Origin of the sequence: Corynebacterium atrinae (assembly GCF_030408455.1) — a bacterium.
Taxonomy (GTDB): domain Bacteria; phylum Actinomycetota; class Actinomycetes; order Mycobacteriales; family Mycobacteriaceae; genus Corynebacterium; species Corynebacterium atrinae.
This window is the reverse complement of sequence record NZ_CP046977.1, coordinates 2,085,253-2,101,780: the sequence shown is the minus strand read 5'-3', so window position 1 is coordinate 2,101,780 and position 16,528 is coordinate 2,085,253. Positions and strand designations below refer to the sequence as shown.

General features: G+C 64.3%; 14 protein-coding genes and 3 pseudogenes. 3 read left to right on the top strand and 14 right to left on the bottom strand.

Going from position 1 to position 16,528, the window contains the following annotated elements:
- Nucleotides 1-33: 33 nt before the first annotated feature.
- From CATRI_RS13565 to CATRI_RS10245, 3 genes and pseudogenes are all read right to left on the bottom strand, one after another.
- On the bottom strand, nt 34-636 hold the full coding sequence (locus tag CATRI_RS13565) for an FAD-binding domain-containing protein (RefSeq protein WP_353959747.1): 603 nt from the start codon (nt 634-636) through the stop codon (nt 34-36).
- A gap of 468 nt (nt 637-1,104) precedes the next feature.
- Nucleotides 1,105-1,533, bottom strand: a pseudogene (locus CATRI_RS13560) (deoxyribodipyrimidine photo-lyase); the annotation flags it as partial.
- A gap of 783 nt (nt 1,534-2,316) precedes the next feature.
- Nucleotides 2,317-2,628 carry a hypothetical protein gene (locus CATRI_RS10245; RefSeq protein ID WP_290217263.1) on the bottom strand — a complete coding sequence of 104 codons (312 nt, stop codon included), beginning with the start codon at nt 2,626-2,628 and terminating at the stop codon, nt 2,317-2,319.
- Between the two features lie 159 nt (nt 2,629-2,787).
- On the opposite strand from CATRI_RS10245, the gene mobF reads away from it, so the two are divergent.
- Nucleotides 2,788-6,429: a MobF family relaxase gene (gene mobF, locus CATRI_RS10240; protein WP_290217260.1), complete on the top strand. Its 3,642-nt coding sequence runs from the start codon at nt 2,788-2,790 to the stop codon at nt 6,427-6,429.
- Nucleotides 6,430-6,437: 8 nt separating this feature from the next.
- Here the strand turns inward: mobF and CATRI_RS10235 are convergent, their stop codons facing one another.
- The 11 genes and pseudogenes from CATRI_RS10235 to CATRI_RS10185 all read right to left on the bottom strand — a co-directional run bounded on the left by CATRI_RS10235 (nt 6,438) and on the right by CATRI_RS10185 (nt 15,230).
- Complete coding sequence (locus tag CATRI_RS10235; protein WP_290217257.1) at nt 6,438-7,067, bottom strand: hypothetical protein; 630 nt, start codon at nt 7,065-7,067, stop codon at nt 6,438-6,440.
- A 139-nt stretch (nt 7,068-7,206) separates the two neighbouring features.
- On the bottom strand, nt 7,207-7,557 hold the full coding sequence (locus CATRI_RS10230; protein ID WP_290217256.1) for a DUF4913 domain-containing protein: 351 nt from the start codon (nt 7,555-7,557) through the stop codon (nt 7,207-7,209).
- On the bottom strand, nt 7,554-8,222 hold the full coding sequence (locus tag CATRI_RS10225) for a type IV secretory system conjugative DNA transfer family protein (protein WP_290217252.1): 669 nt from the start codon (nt 8,220-8,222) through the stop codon (nt 7,554-7,556). Before CATRI_RS10225 ends, CATRI_RS10230 begins: the two co-directional genes overlap by 4 nt.
- 80 nt (nt 8,223-8,302) lie before the next feature.
- Nucleotides 8,303-8,586, bottom strand: a pseudogene (locus CATRI_RS10220) (DDE-type integrase/transposase/recombinase); the annotation flags it as partial.
- Nucleotides 8,583-9,569, bottom strand: a complete 987-nt coding sequence (locus CATRI_RS10215) for an IS481 family transposase (protein ID WP_290217250.1) — start codon at nt 9,567-9,569, stop codon at nt 8,583-8,585. The pseudogene CATRI_RS10220 and the gene CATRI_RS10215, both read right to left, overlap by 4 nt.
- Nucleotides 9,570-9,635: 66 nt before the next feature.
- Nucleotides 9,636-10,532, bottom strand: coding sequence for an alpha/beta hydrolase (locus CATRI_RS10210; RefSeq protein WP_290217248.1), 897 nt, complete (start codon nt 10,530-10,532; stop codon nt 9,636-9,638).
- Entirely contained in the window at nt 10,529-11,230 is a 702-nt protein-coding gene (locus CATRI_RS10205; RefSeq protein ID WP_290217245.1) for a TetR/AcrR family transcriptional regulator, read from the bottom strand. Before CATRI_RS10205 ends, CATRI_RS10210 begins: the two co-directional genes overlap by 4 nt.
- 52 nt (nt 11,231-11,282) lie before the next feature.
- Nucleotides 11,283-11,719: pseudogene (locus CATRI_RS10200) on the bottom strand (IS6 family transposase); the annotation flags it as partial.
- Between the two features lie 8 nt (nt 11,720-11,727).
- Nucleotides 11,728-11,904, bottom strand: a complete 177-nt coding sequence (locus CATRI_RS10195; protein WP_290217243.1) for a CAT RNA binding domain-containing protein — start codon at nt 11,902-11,904, stop codon at nt 11,728-11,730.
- A gap of 8 nt (nt 11,905-11,912) precedes the next feature.
- On the bottom strand, nt 11,913-13,307 hold the full coding sequence (locus tag CATRI_RS10190; RefSeq protein ID WP_290217241.1) for a glycoside hydrolase family 1 protein: 1,395 nt from the start codon (nt 13,305-13,307) through the stop codon (nt 11,913-11,915).
- 27 nt (nt 13,308-13,334) lie between these two features.
- On the bottom strand, nt 13,335-15,230 hold the full coding sequence (locus CATRI_RS10185; protein WP_290217239.1) for a beta-glucoside-specific PTS transporter subunit IIABC: 1,896 nt from the start codon (nt 15,228-15,230) through the stop codon (nt 13,335-13,337).
- A 209-nt stretch (nt 15,231-15,439) separates the two neighbouring features.
- On the opposite strand from CATRI_RS10185, the gene CATRI_RS10180 reads away from it, so the two are divergent.
- Nucleotides 15,440-15,979, top strand: a complete 540-nt coding sequence (locus CATRI_RS10180; RefSeq protein WP_290217237.1) for a Gfo/Idh/MocA family protein — start codon at nt 15,440-15,442, stop codon at nt 15,977-15,979.
- Nucleotides 15,901-16,398, top strand: coding sequence for a Gfo/Idh/MocA family protein (locus CATRI_RS10175; protein ID WP_435384163.1), 498 nt, complete (start codon nt 15,901-15,903; stop codon nt 16,396-16,398). Before CATRI_RS10180 ends, CATRI_RS10175 begins: the two co-directional genes overlap by 79 nt.
- Nucleotides 16,399-16,528 lie beyond the last annotated feature (130 nt).

Genomic DNA, 16,528 nt, shown 5'->3' with positions numbered 1-16,528 from the left:
TCATGGCCGAACCGTGACGGCGGGCCGAGGAAATTACCGGCGGATCCCCTCGTAGGCGGCCAGTGCCATGGCCCGGGATTCCCGGAGGTCGACCACGGGGGCCGGGTAGTCCGGGCCGCCGAATTCCGGCACCCAGGCCGAGATGTAGGTGCGCTCCGGATCAAACCGCTTGGCCTGGGTCTCCGGGTTGAAGATCCGGAAATAGGGTGCTGCGTCGTCGCCGCATCCGGCCACCCACTGCCAGTTGAAGGCGTTGCTGGCCGGATCGGCGTCGACGAGCGTGTCCCAGAACCACTCCTCGCCGTGGCGCCAGTGGATGCCCAGGTTCTTGGTCAGCAGCGAACCGACGACCATCCGCACCCGGTTGTGCATGTACCCGGTGGCCCACAGCTCGCGCATGCCGGCGTCGACCAGCGGGATGCCGGTGGCGCCGCTGCGCCAGGCGCCGAGGTCGGCGTGGAAGTCCCCGGGGGCAGCGGCGCGGTTGCTGCGCCGTCCGTCGCGCCCGCCGGCGGTGCCCGCCGCCAGCTCACCGGGGTCCCAGGCCCAGGGGAAGGCGTCGAAATCCGCGCGGACGTTAGCCGTCGCCAGGTGGGGGCGGTGGTGGAGGCGGTGCCAGGCGAAGTCCCGCCACATCAATTCGTTCTGGAATACCGTGACGTCGCGCCCGTCCGCCTCCAGCGCGGCGGCCGCCGACCACACCGCGAGCGGACTGATCTCCCCGAAGCGCAGGTGCGGGGAGAGCCGGCTGGTCACGTCGAGGGCCGGATAATCCCGCCCCTCGGCGTAACCATGCTTTCCGACGCCCCCCTCCAGCGCGGCCAGGAACCCCCCGAGCCGGCGCCACGCGCCCTCCTCCCCCGGCGTCCACATCTGCTCCAGGCCGCCGGTCCAGTCCGGTTCCCGGCGGGAGGGGTGCGAGGGCAGCAGGGCGAGCTCGGCCAGGTCCTCCCTGCTCCCCTCCGGGTCCGCGCCGGGCCCGGCCAGTCCCTCCGGCGCCTGCTCCAGGTGCAGCCCGCCAGGGCCGGGACCCTCCTCGACGAGGGAACGCAGCGCCCGGGAGAACGGCGTGTACACCTTGTAGGGGGTACCCTGCCCCGTAGCCACTGTCCAGGGTTCCGCCAGCAGGTGGCCCGGGAAGCTGTGGGCGTCGACCCCACCGGAACGCAGACTCTCCTTCACCTCCGCGTCGATGTCGCGCTGCGGGCGGTGGTAGCGCCGGCTCCACGACACGTAGGACGCCCCGTTCCGTGCGGCCAGTTCCGGGATGAGGCGGCGGGGGTCGCCACTGCGGATCAGCAGGGGCACCCCACCTCCCGCCAGGTCCTCGATGAGTCGTTCCAGGCTGCGGTGCAACCACCACCGGGCCGCCCCGCCCAGGGGCCGGACCCCGGTCGCGACCGGGTCCTCGGCGATGTAGACCGCGGTGACCGGCCCGCGGTCGGCGGCCGCGGCGAGCGCCTCGTTGTGGCGGACCCTCAGGTCGTCGCGGAACCAGAAGAGGGCGGGCGCTTTCCCGTTCGCTTGAGTCACACCACCAACCTAGTGCTCCGATTTCCTTAACATGGCAGGAACGAGGTGCCCACTATGTCCCAGACCCGTTACCTTGAGGCTGTCCCATTATTGGGGACGGGTCTGGTGCAGGAACTGGTGACATCGAGCGTGGCTAGCCGAGAGGGCTGGCCTGGAAGGATGTCATCAGTTCCTGCACCAGACCCAAGACCTAGCCATTGTGGTGACGGAGAGCTAGATGTTTCGCCCGGCAGCAGAAGCGACGTCTGCGAAACGTCGCCTTCTGCTACCGCTCGCAGGTACGCCGACTCATTCCACCCGTGCTCAAGTGCTTCCCTGATTCGGTGCGAACGAGCCGCGGGCTCTTGTCCTTCCCCCACCGTGCGTACATTCCCCCGGTGCCGGCCCAGCTGCACCGCCCAGGCAACATTCGCGGCCTGTGTCGAAGCGAACACATGTCTGTCCCCGACGCGAACGCATAGCGGTTCGTTGCAGTGGTGCTCTGCGACCTGGCCATCAATCTCCTGGCCGGAAATCATTAGGGAAAAGCGGTGCGCTGCGAGTGTGCGTTGAACACCGCCTCGTTGCCAAGTGAAACGACCGTATCCGTCAGGAACGCTCACTGCGCCGATCCAGAACCAGCAAGACGGAGAGACCACGACGCGTCGCCAGAACCTCCTGATGTCGGCTGCAGTCGCCGTGAGTGTAGGCGACGAAGCCACTTGCCTTTTCACGGGTGCAACGACGGCAGGTTGAAGAAAGTCGAGTCCAGGGAGCGGAACGTCTTGCTCCCGGAACGAATCACTAGACATCGTCGGGGGAGCTCGAGGAATCATCCTCATGCCCTGACAGATGCTCCTCACTATCCGGGTCAACTCTGGCGTCATCAGTGGGGAGGGGAAGAGCTAGTACGCGGCCGACATCCGCGGAGTCTACGCCGAGAAGATCTGCAATCTTTGCCCGGTTGAAGCCCCTTTCTACGAGGGGCTCCAGGGCTTCGCGGAGGGATTGCTCCGCCCTCTCGACGGCCTCCCACTGGGTGAGGGCGCGCCCAAGGGCAATCTCGAGAGCTTGCAGTTCCGCGAATTGATCTGCAAGACGTTCCTTCGCCTTCATTCGTGCACTTGGTCGCTTTGTTGATCGTTTAGCCATGTCTTCACCCTAGGAATCCGTCAGCCTTAACGCCAGATCTTCGCCGCTACTCGGCTCTAAAACTGCCACACACAGTATGCACTTTTAGTGAGATTGGGGTGAACCCCGGATAGACTGAGGTCCATGATGAGCTTTCGGGCGGTACACGCAGGTGCTGGGTACCAGTACCTGCTGCGCTCGGTGGCGACAAATGATGCCTACGACCAGTCGACGGAAACAGGAAAGCTCGCTTCCTACTACGCCGCCAAAGGCACCCCTCCGGGGCGCTGGCTGGGACGGGGACTGGCGGCGCTGGAGTCATCGTCAGCGACGACAGGGCAGATAGTTGAAGCGGATCAGATGGCCGCGCTTTACGGCCTGGGCTTGCACCCCGACACCGATTCAAAGCTCCTCGAAGGGACAAGTTTGAAGGACTGCCAGCTCGGTGGAAAGTTCCCCTCGTACACCAACAACATCCCGGTACTGAACGCTCTGAGATCAGCCGAGAGTTCGTTTCTTCGCGAGCAAAACCGCCTTCCCTTGGATGCGGAGCGCTCTGAGCTGGCCGTCAGCGTTGGCCGGCCCTTCTACGTTGAGGCGACCGGATACACCAACGCTCCCGCACGCGACGTCGTCGCCTGGGTCAACCTCCAGCGAGCTGAGGTCAAGCAGGCTGTGGCAGGCTACGATCTGACCTTCTCACCGGCCAAGTCCGTGTCTGTTCTGTGGGCCTTAAGCGATGAGCGAACGGCGTCTCGGATCGCCGCCTGCCACCACGAGGCGGTCGCGGAGGTTCTCGCATGGGCCGAAGATAACGTCGTGCGAACGCGTCAGGGTACGGGTGGACTGGCGCAGGTGCGCTCACGAGGACTGCTCGCTGCAGAGTTCACTCATTTCGACACCCGCAGTGGAGATCCTGACCTTCACTCGCACGTTCTGATCTCAAACAAGGTTCAAGGCCCGGACGGAAGGTGGCGAGCACTTGACGGGAGGCCGCTATTCATGAACCATCAGACCCTCTCTGCGCGCTATGACTCCGTCATGCAAGAGATCCTCACTCGCAAGATGGGAATCTCTTTCGAGGCTTCGTCTCGTGGCCGGGACAAGGCTCCGGTGTGGGAAGTTGCTGGTGTCCCTCAGAAGTTGATCGACGTTTTCTCTAAGCGGCGCACCTTGGCACGTCCGGTGTACGAGACAATGCTGTCGGCTTACGTTGCCAAACATGGCCACCAGCCAGACCATCAGACGGTCAAGCAGCTGTGGCAGGCGGCAATCCTGGAGACCCGCGATGCCAAGAAGCCTGCGGAATCTCTTGCTGATCTTCGAGCCACTTGGGCACAGGAAGCGCGGACAGTGAGTGATGGGGAGGACCTCATCGAGAAGCTGAAGGAGATGGTCGGAACATCCCCACAGGATCGCCGTCCTTACTTCTTCGGGGCTGACGACGGTCAAGTCCGCCATGAGCTCCGGAAGCGGGGAGGGCAGATCTTGGAATCGGTGATTGCTCGGCGCTCTTACTTCTCCCGTCATCACATCACTGCGGCAGTGGGGACTGCCCTCAAGGGTTTTCGGTTTGAGAATTCGGACGAGGTGGCTCGCGCTCATCAGCTCCTTACCGAGACGATTGTTAACGATTTGGTGGTAGATCTCAGTCCCTCAGAATCGCCTGATCTCCCGCTGCAGCTCCGGACCGATGGTGACGCTTCGGCCAGCGGCGTGGACCGACACATCGGTTCCGAGAAGTACTCGACGGCAGCGATTCTGCACGCGGAGGCGCGGGTGCTGTCGGCAGTCACAGAGCCGACGGCGGTGTTCTCCTCGAGCAGAGTGATTAATGCTGCCCTAGAGGAGCACACCCGCGAGCATGGCTGGTCTCTGAACACCGGACAGGCCGAACTGTCTCGCCACCTTCTTCAGTGCGGCTCTCTGGTCGGCGTCGGGGTCGGACCGGCCGGCACCGGAAAGACGACCTCCATGCGGATCGTCAGGGACGTCTGGCAGGCCGAGGGACGACGCGTCGTCGGTCTCGCTCCCTCAGCGGCGGCCGCCCAGATCCTCGGTGAAGAGATCGGCGTGGACGCCTCGACTGTCGACCACTTAACACATACCTGGAGGGGAAAGAACCCCGAGAAGAATGCACGGGACTTGGGCGCGCTGCCCATTCAACTCCGGGCCGGCGACATGCTTCTGGTCGACGAGGCCGGCATGGCCACGACCGAGAATCTCGCTGCGCTCACTGAAATTGCGGAGGCCTCAGGTGCAGTCCTCCGGCTCATCGGTGATCCGCATCAGCTCGACGCTGTAGGTGCTGGTGGACTCTTTGCCGCTCTCTGCAAGGCAAGTGATCCCGCAGAACTCACTGACGTCATGAGGTTTGCTCACGGTAACGACGCTGAGCAGGCAGAGGCTTCGCTGAACCTTCGAGCCGGCAACCTGGCGGCACTCAAGTTTTATGAGGACAGGGACTGGATTACTGGTGGAACCCGCACTGAGATGCTTACCGACGCCGTAGAGGCGTACCTGGCTGATGTAGCTCTGGGTCGGCGGGTTCTCCTAGTAGCTCCGACAAATTCCGACGTAGACGCCCTTAATGAGATGATCCGCGATCAGCGGATTCGCCAAGGAGTTGTCAGCATTACCGATGAGCTCACCCTGTCCCGCGGTGATGTCGCAGGCGTCGGAGACACCATCATCTGCCGAAAGAACGAGCGGCTCCCAGACGGCGAACGCCTGATCAACGGACAGATGTTCACCATTGCGGAAATTCGACGCGACGGCGGTCTGCTGGCGCGTGATCCCGCCAGCGGGGCCTGCGTTTCGCTGCCTGCTGAATACGTCTCCCAGAACGTCCACCTCGGATATGCCTCAACAGTCCACCGCGCCCAGGGCGCCACTGTCGACGTCGCTCACGCGATCATCGACGACTCCACGGACAGGTCCACTCTGTACGTGGCACTGACCCGGGGAAAGAAGGAGAACCGGATCTGGGCGGTCACCGACGCTCGACTGGACGAAGAAGCTGAGGAGGCCCACTGGCTCGGCTCCGGCAATGCCGCAGGATTGGATGCCGCTGAGGTTCTCTCCAGGGCGATCACCCGAGACCACCGTCAGCGCACGGCCACGGAGGTCCACCTCGATGAAGTCGTCCAGGCCAGAAGCCTGGAGCGTCTCGGGCAGCTGTACACCTATGGGGTGGAGCTCGCGTCCGGCCAGTTCACCGCCACGTACCTGGACAGCTTCCTTGACCGGCTCTCCGTGGATGAGGCTGCACGTTTCTCGGAGCAGGGAGGTCTTTCCACCGTCGTTGCCACGTGGCACAGACTCCTTGCTGCCGGTGTGGATCCCCGAGACTTAATGACCGCAGCAGTCACCAATCTCGGGGACGCCGAGAACATCGGTGCCGTCATTTCTTACCGGCTGCGCGACCAGGCAGCTGAGCTGTCCACGTCTTCTGACGTCCCGGCCGTCCCCCCCGCGTCGCGGGGGTGTGACCCGGAGCTGCGCGACTGGTTGCTACGTACTCGCGACTTGCTCATCAGCCCAGAGGAAAATCAGGCTGTCGACCTCGCGGTGGCGGGTCGGCGTCTCGTGGACACTGTGATGGGAGCGCGCCCCGTTCCGTCCCGCGGTTCCCGCGTCACGACACCGCGCCCTGACCCCGGCCGGGATCTTCTCGATCTCGTCTCGCCCGCACGACCGCAGGACCAGAAGACCACCGGACCCTCTATCAGCGATCCGGTGGCTCCTTCTGCCGAGGAGGGCCGAGAGGACTCTCTCGAGCAGTAGCCCCCTGGCTACAGCGCAGCTTCGTCTGCCGCCTCATCTTCTGTAGGCATCTCCGCAGCGAGCAAGGGGGTAGGAGACTCTCCCTGGACAGCCAGGTCCTGGCTAAGGGACGTAGCGGAGGTGCCGACAGCTGCAGCGTAAGCGTCGATGGCTTCTTCCGGCATTCCGGTGGCCTCCATGTCCTCGATCACTTCCGCCGGCGATAGTGCCCCAGGGGTTCTACCATCATCACCGAACGCCACTCTATCCAGCGTTTCGCACAGATTATCGAGGCTGTGGTGGGTGAGTGTTCCGAGCTGGCTCAGTCTCGTCTCAAACTCGCCCAGCGGAGTGTCGCTGACGGTGGCGGCGTCGTTGTCCCAGGCAGCCCACGATTCAGTCATCCCACGCCGCTGCAGCTCTGCGACGAAGAATCTGTCGGCACCTTCCCTTTCTGCCCACTGGCCCACGACCAGGCCGGCTAAGGCCGCTGATGCCAACTGCCCCGGTGTGAGGTGTCGATACGTCGCCGGACCGGCAGCTCTGGTCGATTGGCGCAGAGTGTGCCGGCGCGATGATCCTGCTGCCTGCCGGATCAGTCGAAGAGCCCGGGCTAGGGAGCGGTCGATCTCTGATCTGGATGAGGGCGTGGGGGTCATGAGGGTGATCCGTTTCTCTTTATGTGCTCGCCGCGATCAAGGTCTCCCGCTTCCTGGGAAAGGGCGTGCAGTCTGCTGGTCAGTTCTTCAAGGGCCGGCTCGTGGAGTTCCCATTGCCGGTGGAGCGGGGTCGGCATGATCACTCCTCTCCACCTTCGGGGATTGGATCAACGGGGAGCGGCAGAGTGGGCATGTCCTGCCGACGGCAGTCCGCCATCACACCGTCGTCGCGCATGAGGTAGCGCATGTGGTAGTCCGCGTGGGACCGCAGGAAAGTCTCCAGGAATGTCGCAGGTTCCGAAATTCGCAACTGCTCGTAGCGGCGCCACAAACTATCCAGGCGGAGGACGACGTCGGCGTGGGCCCACCATGTTTTCGCCCAGCGGACCTCATTGATCCGGGCTTCGGTGACGCCGTAGAGCGGAGCAATGAGCTCATCGACGAACTGGTAGACGTCCAGGAACTGTGTCTCTGGAACTTGATCACTCATGCTGTGACTCCCAGCTGCGCACGGATTCTCTCAGGCCAAGGCCGGACCCAGAAGGGCTCCATCTCCGCGACCATGGGTCGGCGTTTTGATGCGAGCACGAGCGCCCTCCACTGCTGCAGGCTGGCAAGCTCGGAGACAGTGAGGATCTTCTTCTCCCGCCGCTGTGTGCTTACCGAGCGGGGGCCGTCGCCGGTACGGCTGGTCGACGACTCGAAGACCTCGACCTCGCCGATAAGAGATTCAAGCTTCTGCAGCATCTTGTCGTCGCGAACACCGCCGCCGTAAAGCAAGATCGAAGCCGCTGACCACATCGCTTCCATGCCTTCCTCCCCCCACACTCCTACGCCCTGCGTGTACGACTGCAGGATCGTCATCAGGATGATTCCGCGCGAGCCGTAGTGACTGTAGAGTGACGGAAGTTCTGGCCACTTCACGACATTGGCGGCCTCATCGAGCGCGGCCACGAGCGGCACTGGGAGCCGGCCACCACACTGTTCTCCGTGCTGCTCTGCTGCAGTAGTTATCGCCGCGGTGAGGGCTGTCGTCAGGGCTGCAGCGTTGTCGGCACCTTCCTTGCTGAGGATGTAGACGGTGTCCTGCTGACCTCGAACGAAATCGGAAGCGTCGAAGCGCCGATGCCCTTCGATTGGGGTTACCCACTTCAACGGGTGCTGTTGCAAAGTTGGGGGGAGAGCAGCGAAGACTCAGTTTCTCATTCCCTGATGGCCGCTGCGTGTGGGCGTTGTTAGGCCGTCTCGAAGACCCGGTTGACGATCACCGCGTCCGGGTTCGGGTGCCCGTAGGCAAACATCGTGCCTTGCCCTTTCCGTGAATCGAGTGCATCGCCTCCATCCCTTTCAACGTCCGATATGCAGATGTCCGGTTCTTAAACGCGCCTTTCGGCCCGAAGATCCGCTTCAGCCGACCATGGTCGCCTTCCAGGATGTTGTTGAGGTATTTCACCTGCCGGTGTTCCACTGTTGGCGGGCAGATTCCCTCTGACTTCAACTCGGCGATTGCCCTGGCTAGGTGTACTGACCGGGGACGTTGATCAATCGTGAGAAGGGCGGCTGGTTGGCGCACGCGGTGTGCGGACGCACCTCGTTGTAGTGGTGGAGCCAGTCGGGCAGTGCGTCGCGGCGTTCGTGCTCGCTGGTGTAGCAGCGAGCGTAGGCCCACCCGTCGGCCATGGTCCGGTGGAAGCGCTCCACCTTCCCGTTCGTCTGGGGGCGGTACGGGCGGGTCCTCTTCGGCGTGATCGACAACGCCTGACAGGTGTCACGCCACAGATGGGACCGGTACGCGCCGCCGTTGTCCGACAAGATGCGTTCGATGGTGACGCCGCGCTCGGCGAACCAGCCGACAGCGCGGTGCAGGACGGCGGCGGCGGTGATGGCGGTCTCGTCGTCGTGGACCTCGGAGTACGCGACACGCGAGTGGTCATCGATGACCGTGTGGACGAACGCGTACCCGAGCTTCGGGCCGCCGTACTGATTGCGTGGCTTGCCTGGGGTGGCGGCTCGGTTCTTCTCGCCCTGTTTGCGGCCGACGTAGCGCCACCCGCCCCCATCAGGGATGTTCCCGATCTTCTTCACGTCGACATGTACGAGGGATCCGGGGTGGGGGTGCTCGTACCGGCGGATCGGTTCGCCCGTGGCCCGGTCGACGTAAGACAGCCGGTTCAGGCGTGCCGTCGTGAGGATTCGATGCACCGTCGAAGGGGCGATGCCGAGTCGGGCTGCCAGCTGAACTGGCCCTTCCCTCAATCGCATTCGCAGGCTGACGCACCGCTTCGTCACCGTCTTCGGGGTCTCGTTCGGCGACGTCTTCGGGCGCGACGTGCGGTCGTACATGGACTCGCCGACGAGGTAGCGGTCGACCCACCGCTTCACGGTCGGCCAGGAGACCTGGAAACGGGCGGCGACCTCGCTGATCGGCCACCCGTCCTCGACGACGAGTTTGGCGACCTTCAGGCGATGGCGGGGAGTGAGGGCGGCGTTTTGGTGAGACATCGGTGTCCTTGGATGCGCTGAGGGGCTCATCCGGCGCGGATGAGCCCCTCAGCGGGTTGGCGGTGGTCAGTGCTGGTCGTCGGCCCGGTGCGCGAGGGCCTGGACGAATTCGGCGATCTCCTGGGGGTTCTGTTCGGCCATGAAGTGGCCGCTCGTGGTCGCCTGGTAGGTGAAGTCGGGCGCCCAGGCGCGCCACAGCGCGGAGGCGTCGAAACCGAGCTGAGAGCCCCAGTCCTGGGAGATGGCGGCTACCGGCATGGACAGCTGGACGCCTCGCTCGCGGTCGGCAGCGTCCATGTCGAGGTCGATTCCCGCGGTCGCTCGGTAGTCGGCCACGATCGAGTCCGTGGACGCGATCGATGCCTGGACGTAGTAGTCCCGCTCGGAAGGCGTGAACGTATTCCCAGCGGGGTCCCAGGCGTCGAGGAACGAGGAGTAGAACTCGTGGGCGACTGCAGCGATCATCTTCTCGGGCATCCCAGCGGGCTGGGCCATGAGGTACAGGTGCCAGGCCACCTTGGCGTTCACGCCCTGCAGAACCGACCAGGTGTCGAGGGTGGGCAGAACGTCGAGGATGCCGAGGAAGGCGATGGACTCGGGGTGATCGAGGCCAGCGCGGACGGCGACGAGCGCGCCGCGGTCGTGGCCGACGAGGCCGAAGCTGTCGAAACCGAGCTCGCGGACGACAGTGATGATGTCGTTGCCCATGGTGCGCTTGGAATACGTGTTGACGTCCTGGGCGGCCGGCTTGTCACTGTCCCCGTAGCCGCGCAGGTCCGGGACGATCACCGTGTACTGCTGGGCGAGCAGTCGGGCGACGTGACGCCACATGTAGTGCGTCTGCGGGAACCCGTGAAGCAGAACCACGGCCGGGCCCTCGCCCCCAACGGCGACGTTGAGGTGGACGCCGTCGGCGCCTGCGATGCGGCGGTAGGTGAAATCGTCGATGGTGAAGCTGGTCATGAGAACTCCTGGGACGTTTCGGCAGCGGGGATGCTGGCGAGTTGGGTGGTGGGATGGCCGGAGAAGATCCCGGCAGGCAGCCCGGAGTAACGGTGCGAGACCGTTAGGGCAGGGATCACCAGCGCATCGATGAGGGCTTGCAGGTATTCGTCGGTCACGGCGAGCCCGTTGGCCCGCCGAAGAAGCAGCACCGAGCCGACGATCTCCTCGTACGCGAAGGCGTTGGTCCCGGCAGGTAGCTCCCCGCGTGCGACGGCGGCATCGATCACATGCTGTGGCAACCGGGCGCCAGTCGGACCCGTTGCTTCCTCGATGGCGTCGCACAGGTCGGGATCTTCCAGGCCGGCCTGCAACAGCATGAACGCGGTCCCGGTGGCTGCCGAGCGCATGGTCTCGGCGAGCCGCCGCACGAGCGCGAGGAGATCGTCGCGCAGGCATGCCCCCACGGGAATCGGTGTCGATGCCTGCCGGGCGGGGCCATCCTTCACCGCGGCCAGCACCATGTCCCGCTTCGAGGGCCAGCGCCGGTACAGCGATGCCTTGGAGGTCTGGCATCGGCGGGCAACGGACTCGAACGTGACTGCCTCGAACCCCTGCTCACCCAGAACCTCGAGTACGGCAGCAGTGATCCGACGGTCGAGGTCCGGGTCGCGCGGGCGGCCCCGCACAGGCGCGGTTTCATTATTTCGATACGGCACGGTCCGTATCGTATACAGTCACCGCCGCTCGATCAACGTCCCCGGTCAGTACAGCTAGGGAGGGTGCTTTATCGGTGTTGATCACTCTGGGATACCCGGCTGACGCATTGAATCTGAGAGCCTTGGCCAGGAAACGCTTCGCTGCGGCCACGTTCCGCTTCGGAGAGAGGTAAAAGTCCAGGGTCTGGCCACCGGCGGTGATCGCCCGATAGAGGTAGCACCACCTGCCGCCGACCCGGATATAGGTCTCATCCACTCGCCAGGAACTGGCCTGCCAGTCAGGTACCTGCCGGTACCACCGTGTTTGCTTGTCCAGCTCAGGGGCGTATTTCTGGACCCAGCGGTGAGAATCGTGGTGTGCTCGACCGGTACGCCGCGTTCGGTCATCATTTCTTCCAGATCGCGGTAGCTGAGCCCGTAGCGGCAGTACCACCGGACCGCCCACAGGATGATGTCACGGGGGAAATGACGACCGGAGAAGATGCCCATGGCTGTGATTATTTCACGCAGGTCTTCCTGTCGCCCGAACTTTGCAACAGCACCATCTTGGCAACGTCGACGGCCGCGCCGGGCTTGGTTTTAAAGCCCACGCCCCAGCCGGTGAGGATGACCTCGCGGCCGGAGTCGTCGGTGGCGAGGACGACGTTGTTGTTGAGTACTCGGACTACCTTCATGTTCCTACCTATTCGGTCAGCGAGGCGCCGTTGGAAGCAATGACGTCGCGGTACCAATGAAAGGACTTCTTGCGGTATCGGTCCAAGGTACCGGAGCCGTCATCGTTCCGGTCGACGTAGACAAAGCCGTAGCGCTTCGACATTTCGGCCGTGGAGGCGGAGACGACGTCGATGCAGCCCCAGGAGGTGTAGCCGAGCAGCTCGACGCCGTCGTCGATGGCCTCGCCCACCTGGATGAGGTGGTCGCGCATGTACGCGATGCGGTAGGAGTCGTCGACGGTGGGGCCGTCGGGGCCGTCGATAAGCACGTCTTTGGCGCCGAGGCCGTTTTCGACGATGAACAGCGGCTTTTGCCAGCGATCCCAGTAGTCGTTGAGGATGATGCGCAGGCCGACGGGGTCGATCTGCCAGCCCCATTCGGAGGCGGCCAACGTGGGGTTGGGGACGCCGCCGATGAGGTTGCCGTCACCCTTGATCTGCTTGGCGGGGTCGGCGGTCTCGCAGACGGACATGTAGTAGGAGAAGGACACGAAGTCGACGGTGTTGGCCAGGTCGGCGCGGTCGGCGTCGGAGATGTCGAGGTCGATGCCCTGTTCCCGCAAGGCGCGCAGGAGGTAGCCGGGGTAGTAGCCGCGGCAGTGGATGTCGCCGAAGGCGTAGTCGCCCTGGGAGGCCTGGAGGGTGGCCAGCGCGTCGAGCGGGGAGGGGGTCAGCGGGTAGCGCGGCACGGCGAGGATCATGCAGCCGATCTGGTTGCTCGGGTCGATTTCGTGCGCGATGCGGGTGACTCGGCCGCTGGCGACGAGTTCGTGGTGCATCGCCTGGTACAGCTCCTGTGGCGAGGGTTCCGGCTTGTCGATGCCGCCGAGGATCGGGATGTGCAGCAGCGAATTGATCTCGTTGAAGGTCAGCCAGTAGCGGATGCGCCCGCGGTAGCGGGTGAACAGGGTGCGGGCGTATCGCTCGAAGAAGTCGATGAGCTCGCGGTTGGCCCATCCGCCGTAGTGGCGGGCCAGGTGCAGCGGGGTTTCGTAGTGGCTGATGGTGACCAGTGGCTCGATGCCGTACTTTTCCAGCTCGTCGAGGATGCGGTCGTAGAAGGCGAGGCCCTCTTCGTTGGGTTCGGTTTCGTCGCCGTTGGGGAAGATGCGTGACCAGGCGATGGAGAAGCGGTAGACCTTGAAGCCCATCTCAGCGAACAGCGCGATGTCCTCGGCGTAGCGCTCGTAGTGGTCGATGGCTACCAGTTTGAGGTTGTCGGGGGTGGGCGTCTCGGTGGTGTCGTGGATGACGCCGCGCGGGAGCACATCCTGGATGGACAGGCCCTTGCCGCCCTGGTTGTAGGCGCCTTCGATTTGGTTGGCAGCGGTAGCGCCGCCCCAGAGGAAGTTGTTCGGGAACATGAATTTCTCCTTGAATAGGGAAGGGGTTTAGGGGGTGACCAGGATGCCGGCCTCGCCGGCGAGGGAAGAGACGTTGGGCGCAACACTGCGGACTTCCGCCAGCTTGCCCGAGTTCGTAACCACCAGCAGGGTCGTGGCTTCGTACCCGGCGGCCGCGATGGCCGCCAGGTCAGCGGTGACCAGGGGTTGCCCCGCCTTAACGACGTCGCCCTTGACCACGTGTGGGGTGAATCCCTCGCCCTTCATGGCGACTGTGTCCAGGCCGACATGGACGAGGACCTCGATGCCCTCGGGGGATTTGATGCCGTAGGCGTGGCCGGATTTCGGTGCCGCGATGACGGTGCCGGAAATGGGGGCGATGACGTCGCCGTCGGCAGGCAGCACCGCCAGCCCGGTGCCCATCGCCCCGGAGGCGAAGACCTTGTCGTTGACCTGGTCGAGGGGGATGACCTCGCCGCGGACGGGGAGGAGAATGGCAGTGGTGCCGAGGGGGACGTCGATAGTCGTGCTGTCGGCACCATTCGCGCTGTCGGGAACAGCCGCTGCCTCCTGCTTCTCCAACCGCGGCATCGCGAGCCACGTCCCGACGAACGCCACGATCATGGCCACGGCGATGCCGATGAAGGCCAGGATGAGGTTGCCGCGGCCCAGCATGGCGGGCGTGGCGAGGACGGAGGGGAAGACGAAGGTGTTGAAGGCGACGCCGCCCATGCCGATGATGGCGCCACCGATCGCACCGCCGACGCAGCCGAGGTAGAAGGGGATTTTCAGCGGCAGGTTGACGCCGTAGACGACCGGCTCGGTGACACCAGCGAGGATCGCGGAGACCGTAGCCGGGCCGGCGACCTTTCGGCGGGCAGCCACCTTGGAGCGGAGGAAGACGGCAGCGGCGGCCGCGCCTTGCGCCAGGACGGGGGCCATGAGCACCGCCATGATGGCGCTGTAGCCCTGCGTGGCGATGTCATTGAGGAACACCGGCACGAAGCCCCAATGCAGACCGAACATGACGAGGACCTGCCAGAACCCGCCCATGAGAGCGCCGGCGAGCCAGGGGGCGGCCTCGAAAAGCCAGGCGATGCCGCTGGAGATGCCGTTGGAGGCGACCATCGTGATGGGGCCGACGGTGAACAACACCAGCGGGACCATGATGAGCACGCACAACAGCGGGGTGCCGAAGGTGCGGATCGCGCCGGGCAGCACCTTCTCCAGCCACCGCTGCAGATAGCCGGTCAGCCACACCGCGAGGATGGCGGGGATCACCGAGGAGGCGTAGCTCATCGTGACCAGCGGCAGGCCGAAGAGGGTGACGGGTTCCTCCACGCCGCCGAGCGCGACGACGGTGGGGTAGACCAGGGGCGCCACTACGGAGAGAGCGATGAAGTCGTTGACCTTGAATTTCCGGGCGGCAGTCAGCGCGAGGTACAGCGGTAGGAAGTAAAACACCGCATCGGCCATCGCGTTGAGTACGAGGTAATTCGTTCCCTCGGCGTCGATCCACCCGAATTGCACCGACATAGCGAGGAAGGCCTTGAGCAGGGCAATGCCGGACAAGCACCACAGGATCGGGCTGAACAGGGAGGAAATGAGGTCGATGAGCCGGTTGAACAGGCTGCCTTGCGGACCCTCGTCCTCGTCGTCGGCGGCCTCCTTGACGGCCTTAGCGGCCATGCCATCGATGCCAACGATCGCCTCATAGGCGAGCGCAACATCGTTGCCGATCACCACTTGGTGCTGCCCGCCGGCCTTCACCAGCGTGATCACGCCTTCTTGCTTTTCGACGCCCGCGTCATCCACCTTGGCGGCATCCTTGATCTTAAAGCGCAGCCGGGTTGCGCAATGCGTCACGGAGCGGATGTTGTCCGGTCCGCCGAGCGCAGTCACGACTGCGTCGGCCAGGGGCCGGAAGTCGGTCTTCGTTGCCATGTCGTCCTTCTCTTTCGGGTCTAGAACTGGTCCTGGAACGCAAAAAGACCCGAGCTGCAGTCCATGCTCGACGCATGGTCTGCTGCTCAGGTCTTGCCCCGTGAGGGTTACAATCCTTGGCCCAACCCACAGGGGCTGGTATCGCCACCCATTATGTGACAGCCTTTTTCTAAAAGCAACAGGTGAGACAGAAGCCACATGGAGAAGTGATGAAACTAGCGGTCCTTGGCGCCGGAAAGATTGTCGGCGAGTTCCTCCCGGAGGCTAAGAAAATCCCTGGTCTGGAACTCGCGGCGATCTACGGGCGCCGGTTGGCGGCGGTCGCGCCACTGGCCGAAGAATTCGGCATCCCGCGGGTGTACACGGACGTCGAGGAATGCCTGGCGGACCCCGAGATCGACACGGTGTGGGTAGCCGTCCCCAACACGTTGCACTACGAATTCAGCCGCGCGGCGCTGCTGGCCGGCAAGCATGTGATCTGTGAAAAGCCCTTCGTCCTGGAGTCGGCGCAACTGGACTCGCTGGCTGCGCTGGCCCGCGAGCGAGGACTCATCCTCGTCGAGGCGATCACGACGGTGCATTCGGAGTCCTTCGGCTACCTGCGGGGCTGTTGCCCTCGCTCGGGCCGCTCCGCCTGCTCAGTAGTGAGTACGCCCAGTATTCCTCCCGCATGGATTCCTTCCGTGCGGGCGAGCCCCTGCACCCCTCCTTCGATCCCGCGCACGGCGGTGGCGCGCTCATGGACTTAGGTGTCTACGCCGTCCACGTCATCGTCGGTCTCTTGGGGAGGCCGAGTGCCATCTCCTACGCGCCGAATATCGAGCGCGGTACGGATACCTCGGGCGTGCTTACCCTCGAGTACCCGCAGACGACGGCCATCGCGGTCTTTGGCAAAGACTGTGACGGACCTAACCGGACGATCCTGCGCGGAATGGACGGATATGCGTTGTGCCCCGCCCCGCCCAACGAGCTCGGCACCGTCGTTCATCGCGAACGGGGTGGGGAAGAACAGGTGTGGGAGCCGCGACCGCAGCCCCACCGCATGATCTCCGAGTTTGTGGAATTCGAGCGCTTGATCCGGGAGGGGGACTTCGATGCCCGTGATCGCCTCCTGGAGCACAGTGCGATTGTCGTCGGGGTGTTGGCGGCGGCGCGGGCCAGCCTGTAGCCGAGCCCTTGTGGCAGATGTCCCCGGACCCCTTGAAAAGTGATGCACCTCACCCGCCAAGGGGGAGGGGACGTGGCCTCGTGGGGCCGCGGGGACGTCGATAAGCTGCTGCGTTCCCCTGCAAACGCAT

What these genes read in the sequence shown, in the direction of transcription:
- CATRI_RS13565 (WP_353959747.1), bottom strand. Translation starts at nt 636, where the DNA reads ATGTGGCGGGACTTCGCCTGGCACCGCCTCCACCACCGCCCCCACCTG.
- CATRI_RS10245 (WP_290217263.1), bottom strand. Translation starts at nt 2,628, where the DNA reads ATGAAGGCGAAGGAACGTCTTGCAGATCAATTCGCGGAACTGCAAGCT.
- mobF (WP_290217260.1), top strand. Translation starts at nt 2,788, where the DNA reads ATGATGAGCTTTCGGGCGGTACACGCAGGTGCTGGGTACCAGTACCTG.
- CATRI_RS10235 (WP_290217257.1), bottom strand. Translation starts at nt 7,067, where the DNA reads ATGACCCCCACGCCCTCATCCAGATCAGAGATCGACCGCTCCCTAGCC.
- CATRI_RS10230 (WP_290217256.1), bottom strand. Translation starts at nt 7,557, where the DNA reads ATGAGTGATCAAGTTCCAGAGACACAGTTCCTGGACGTCTACCAGTTC.
- CATRI_RS10215 (WP_290217250.1), bottom strand. Translation starts at nt 9,569, where the DNA reads ATGTCTCACCAAAACGCCGCCCTCACTCCCCGCCATCGCCTGAAGGTC.
- CATRI_RS10210 (WP_290217248.1), bottom strand. Translation starts at nt 10,532, where the DNA reads ATGACCAGCTTCACCATCGACGATTTCACCTACCGCCGCATCGCAGGC.
- CATRI_RS10195 (WP_290217243.1), bottom strand. Translation starts at nt 11,904, where the DNA reads ATGAAGGTAGTCCGAGTACTCAACAACAACGTCGTCCTCGCCACCGAC.
- CATRI_RS10190 (WP_290217241.1), bottom strand. Translation starts at nt 13,307, where the DNA reads ATGTTCCCGAACAACTTCCTCTGGGGCGGCGCTACCGCTGCCAACCAA.
- CATRI_RS10185 (WP_290217239.1), bottom strand. Translation starts at nt 15,230, where the DNA reads ATGGCAACGAAGACCGACTTCCGGCCCCTGGCCGACGCAGTCGTGACT.
- CATRI_RS10180 (WP_290217237.1), top strand. Translation starts at nt 15,440, where the DNA reads ATGAAACTAGCGGTCCTTGGCGCCGGAAAGATTGTCGGCGAGTTCCTC.
- CATRI_RS10175 (WP_435384163.1), top strand. Translation starts at nt 15,901, where the DNA reads ATGGATTCCTTCCGTGCGGGCGAGCCCCTGCACCCCTCCTTCGATCCC.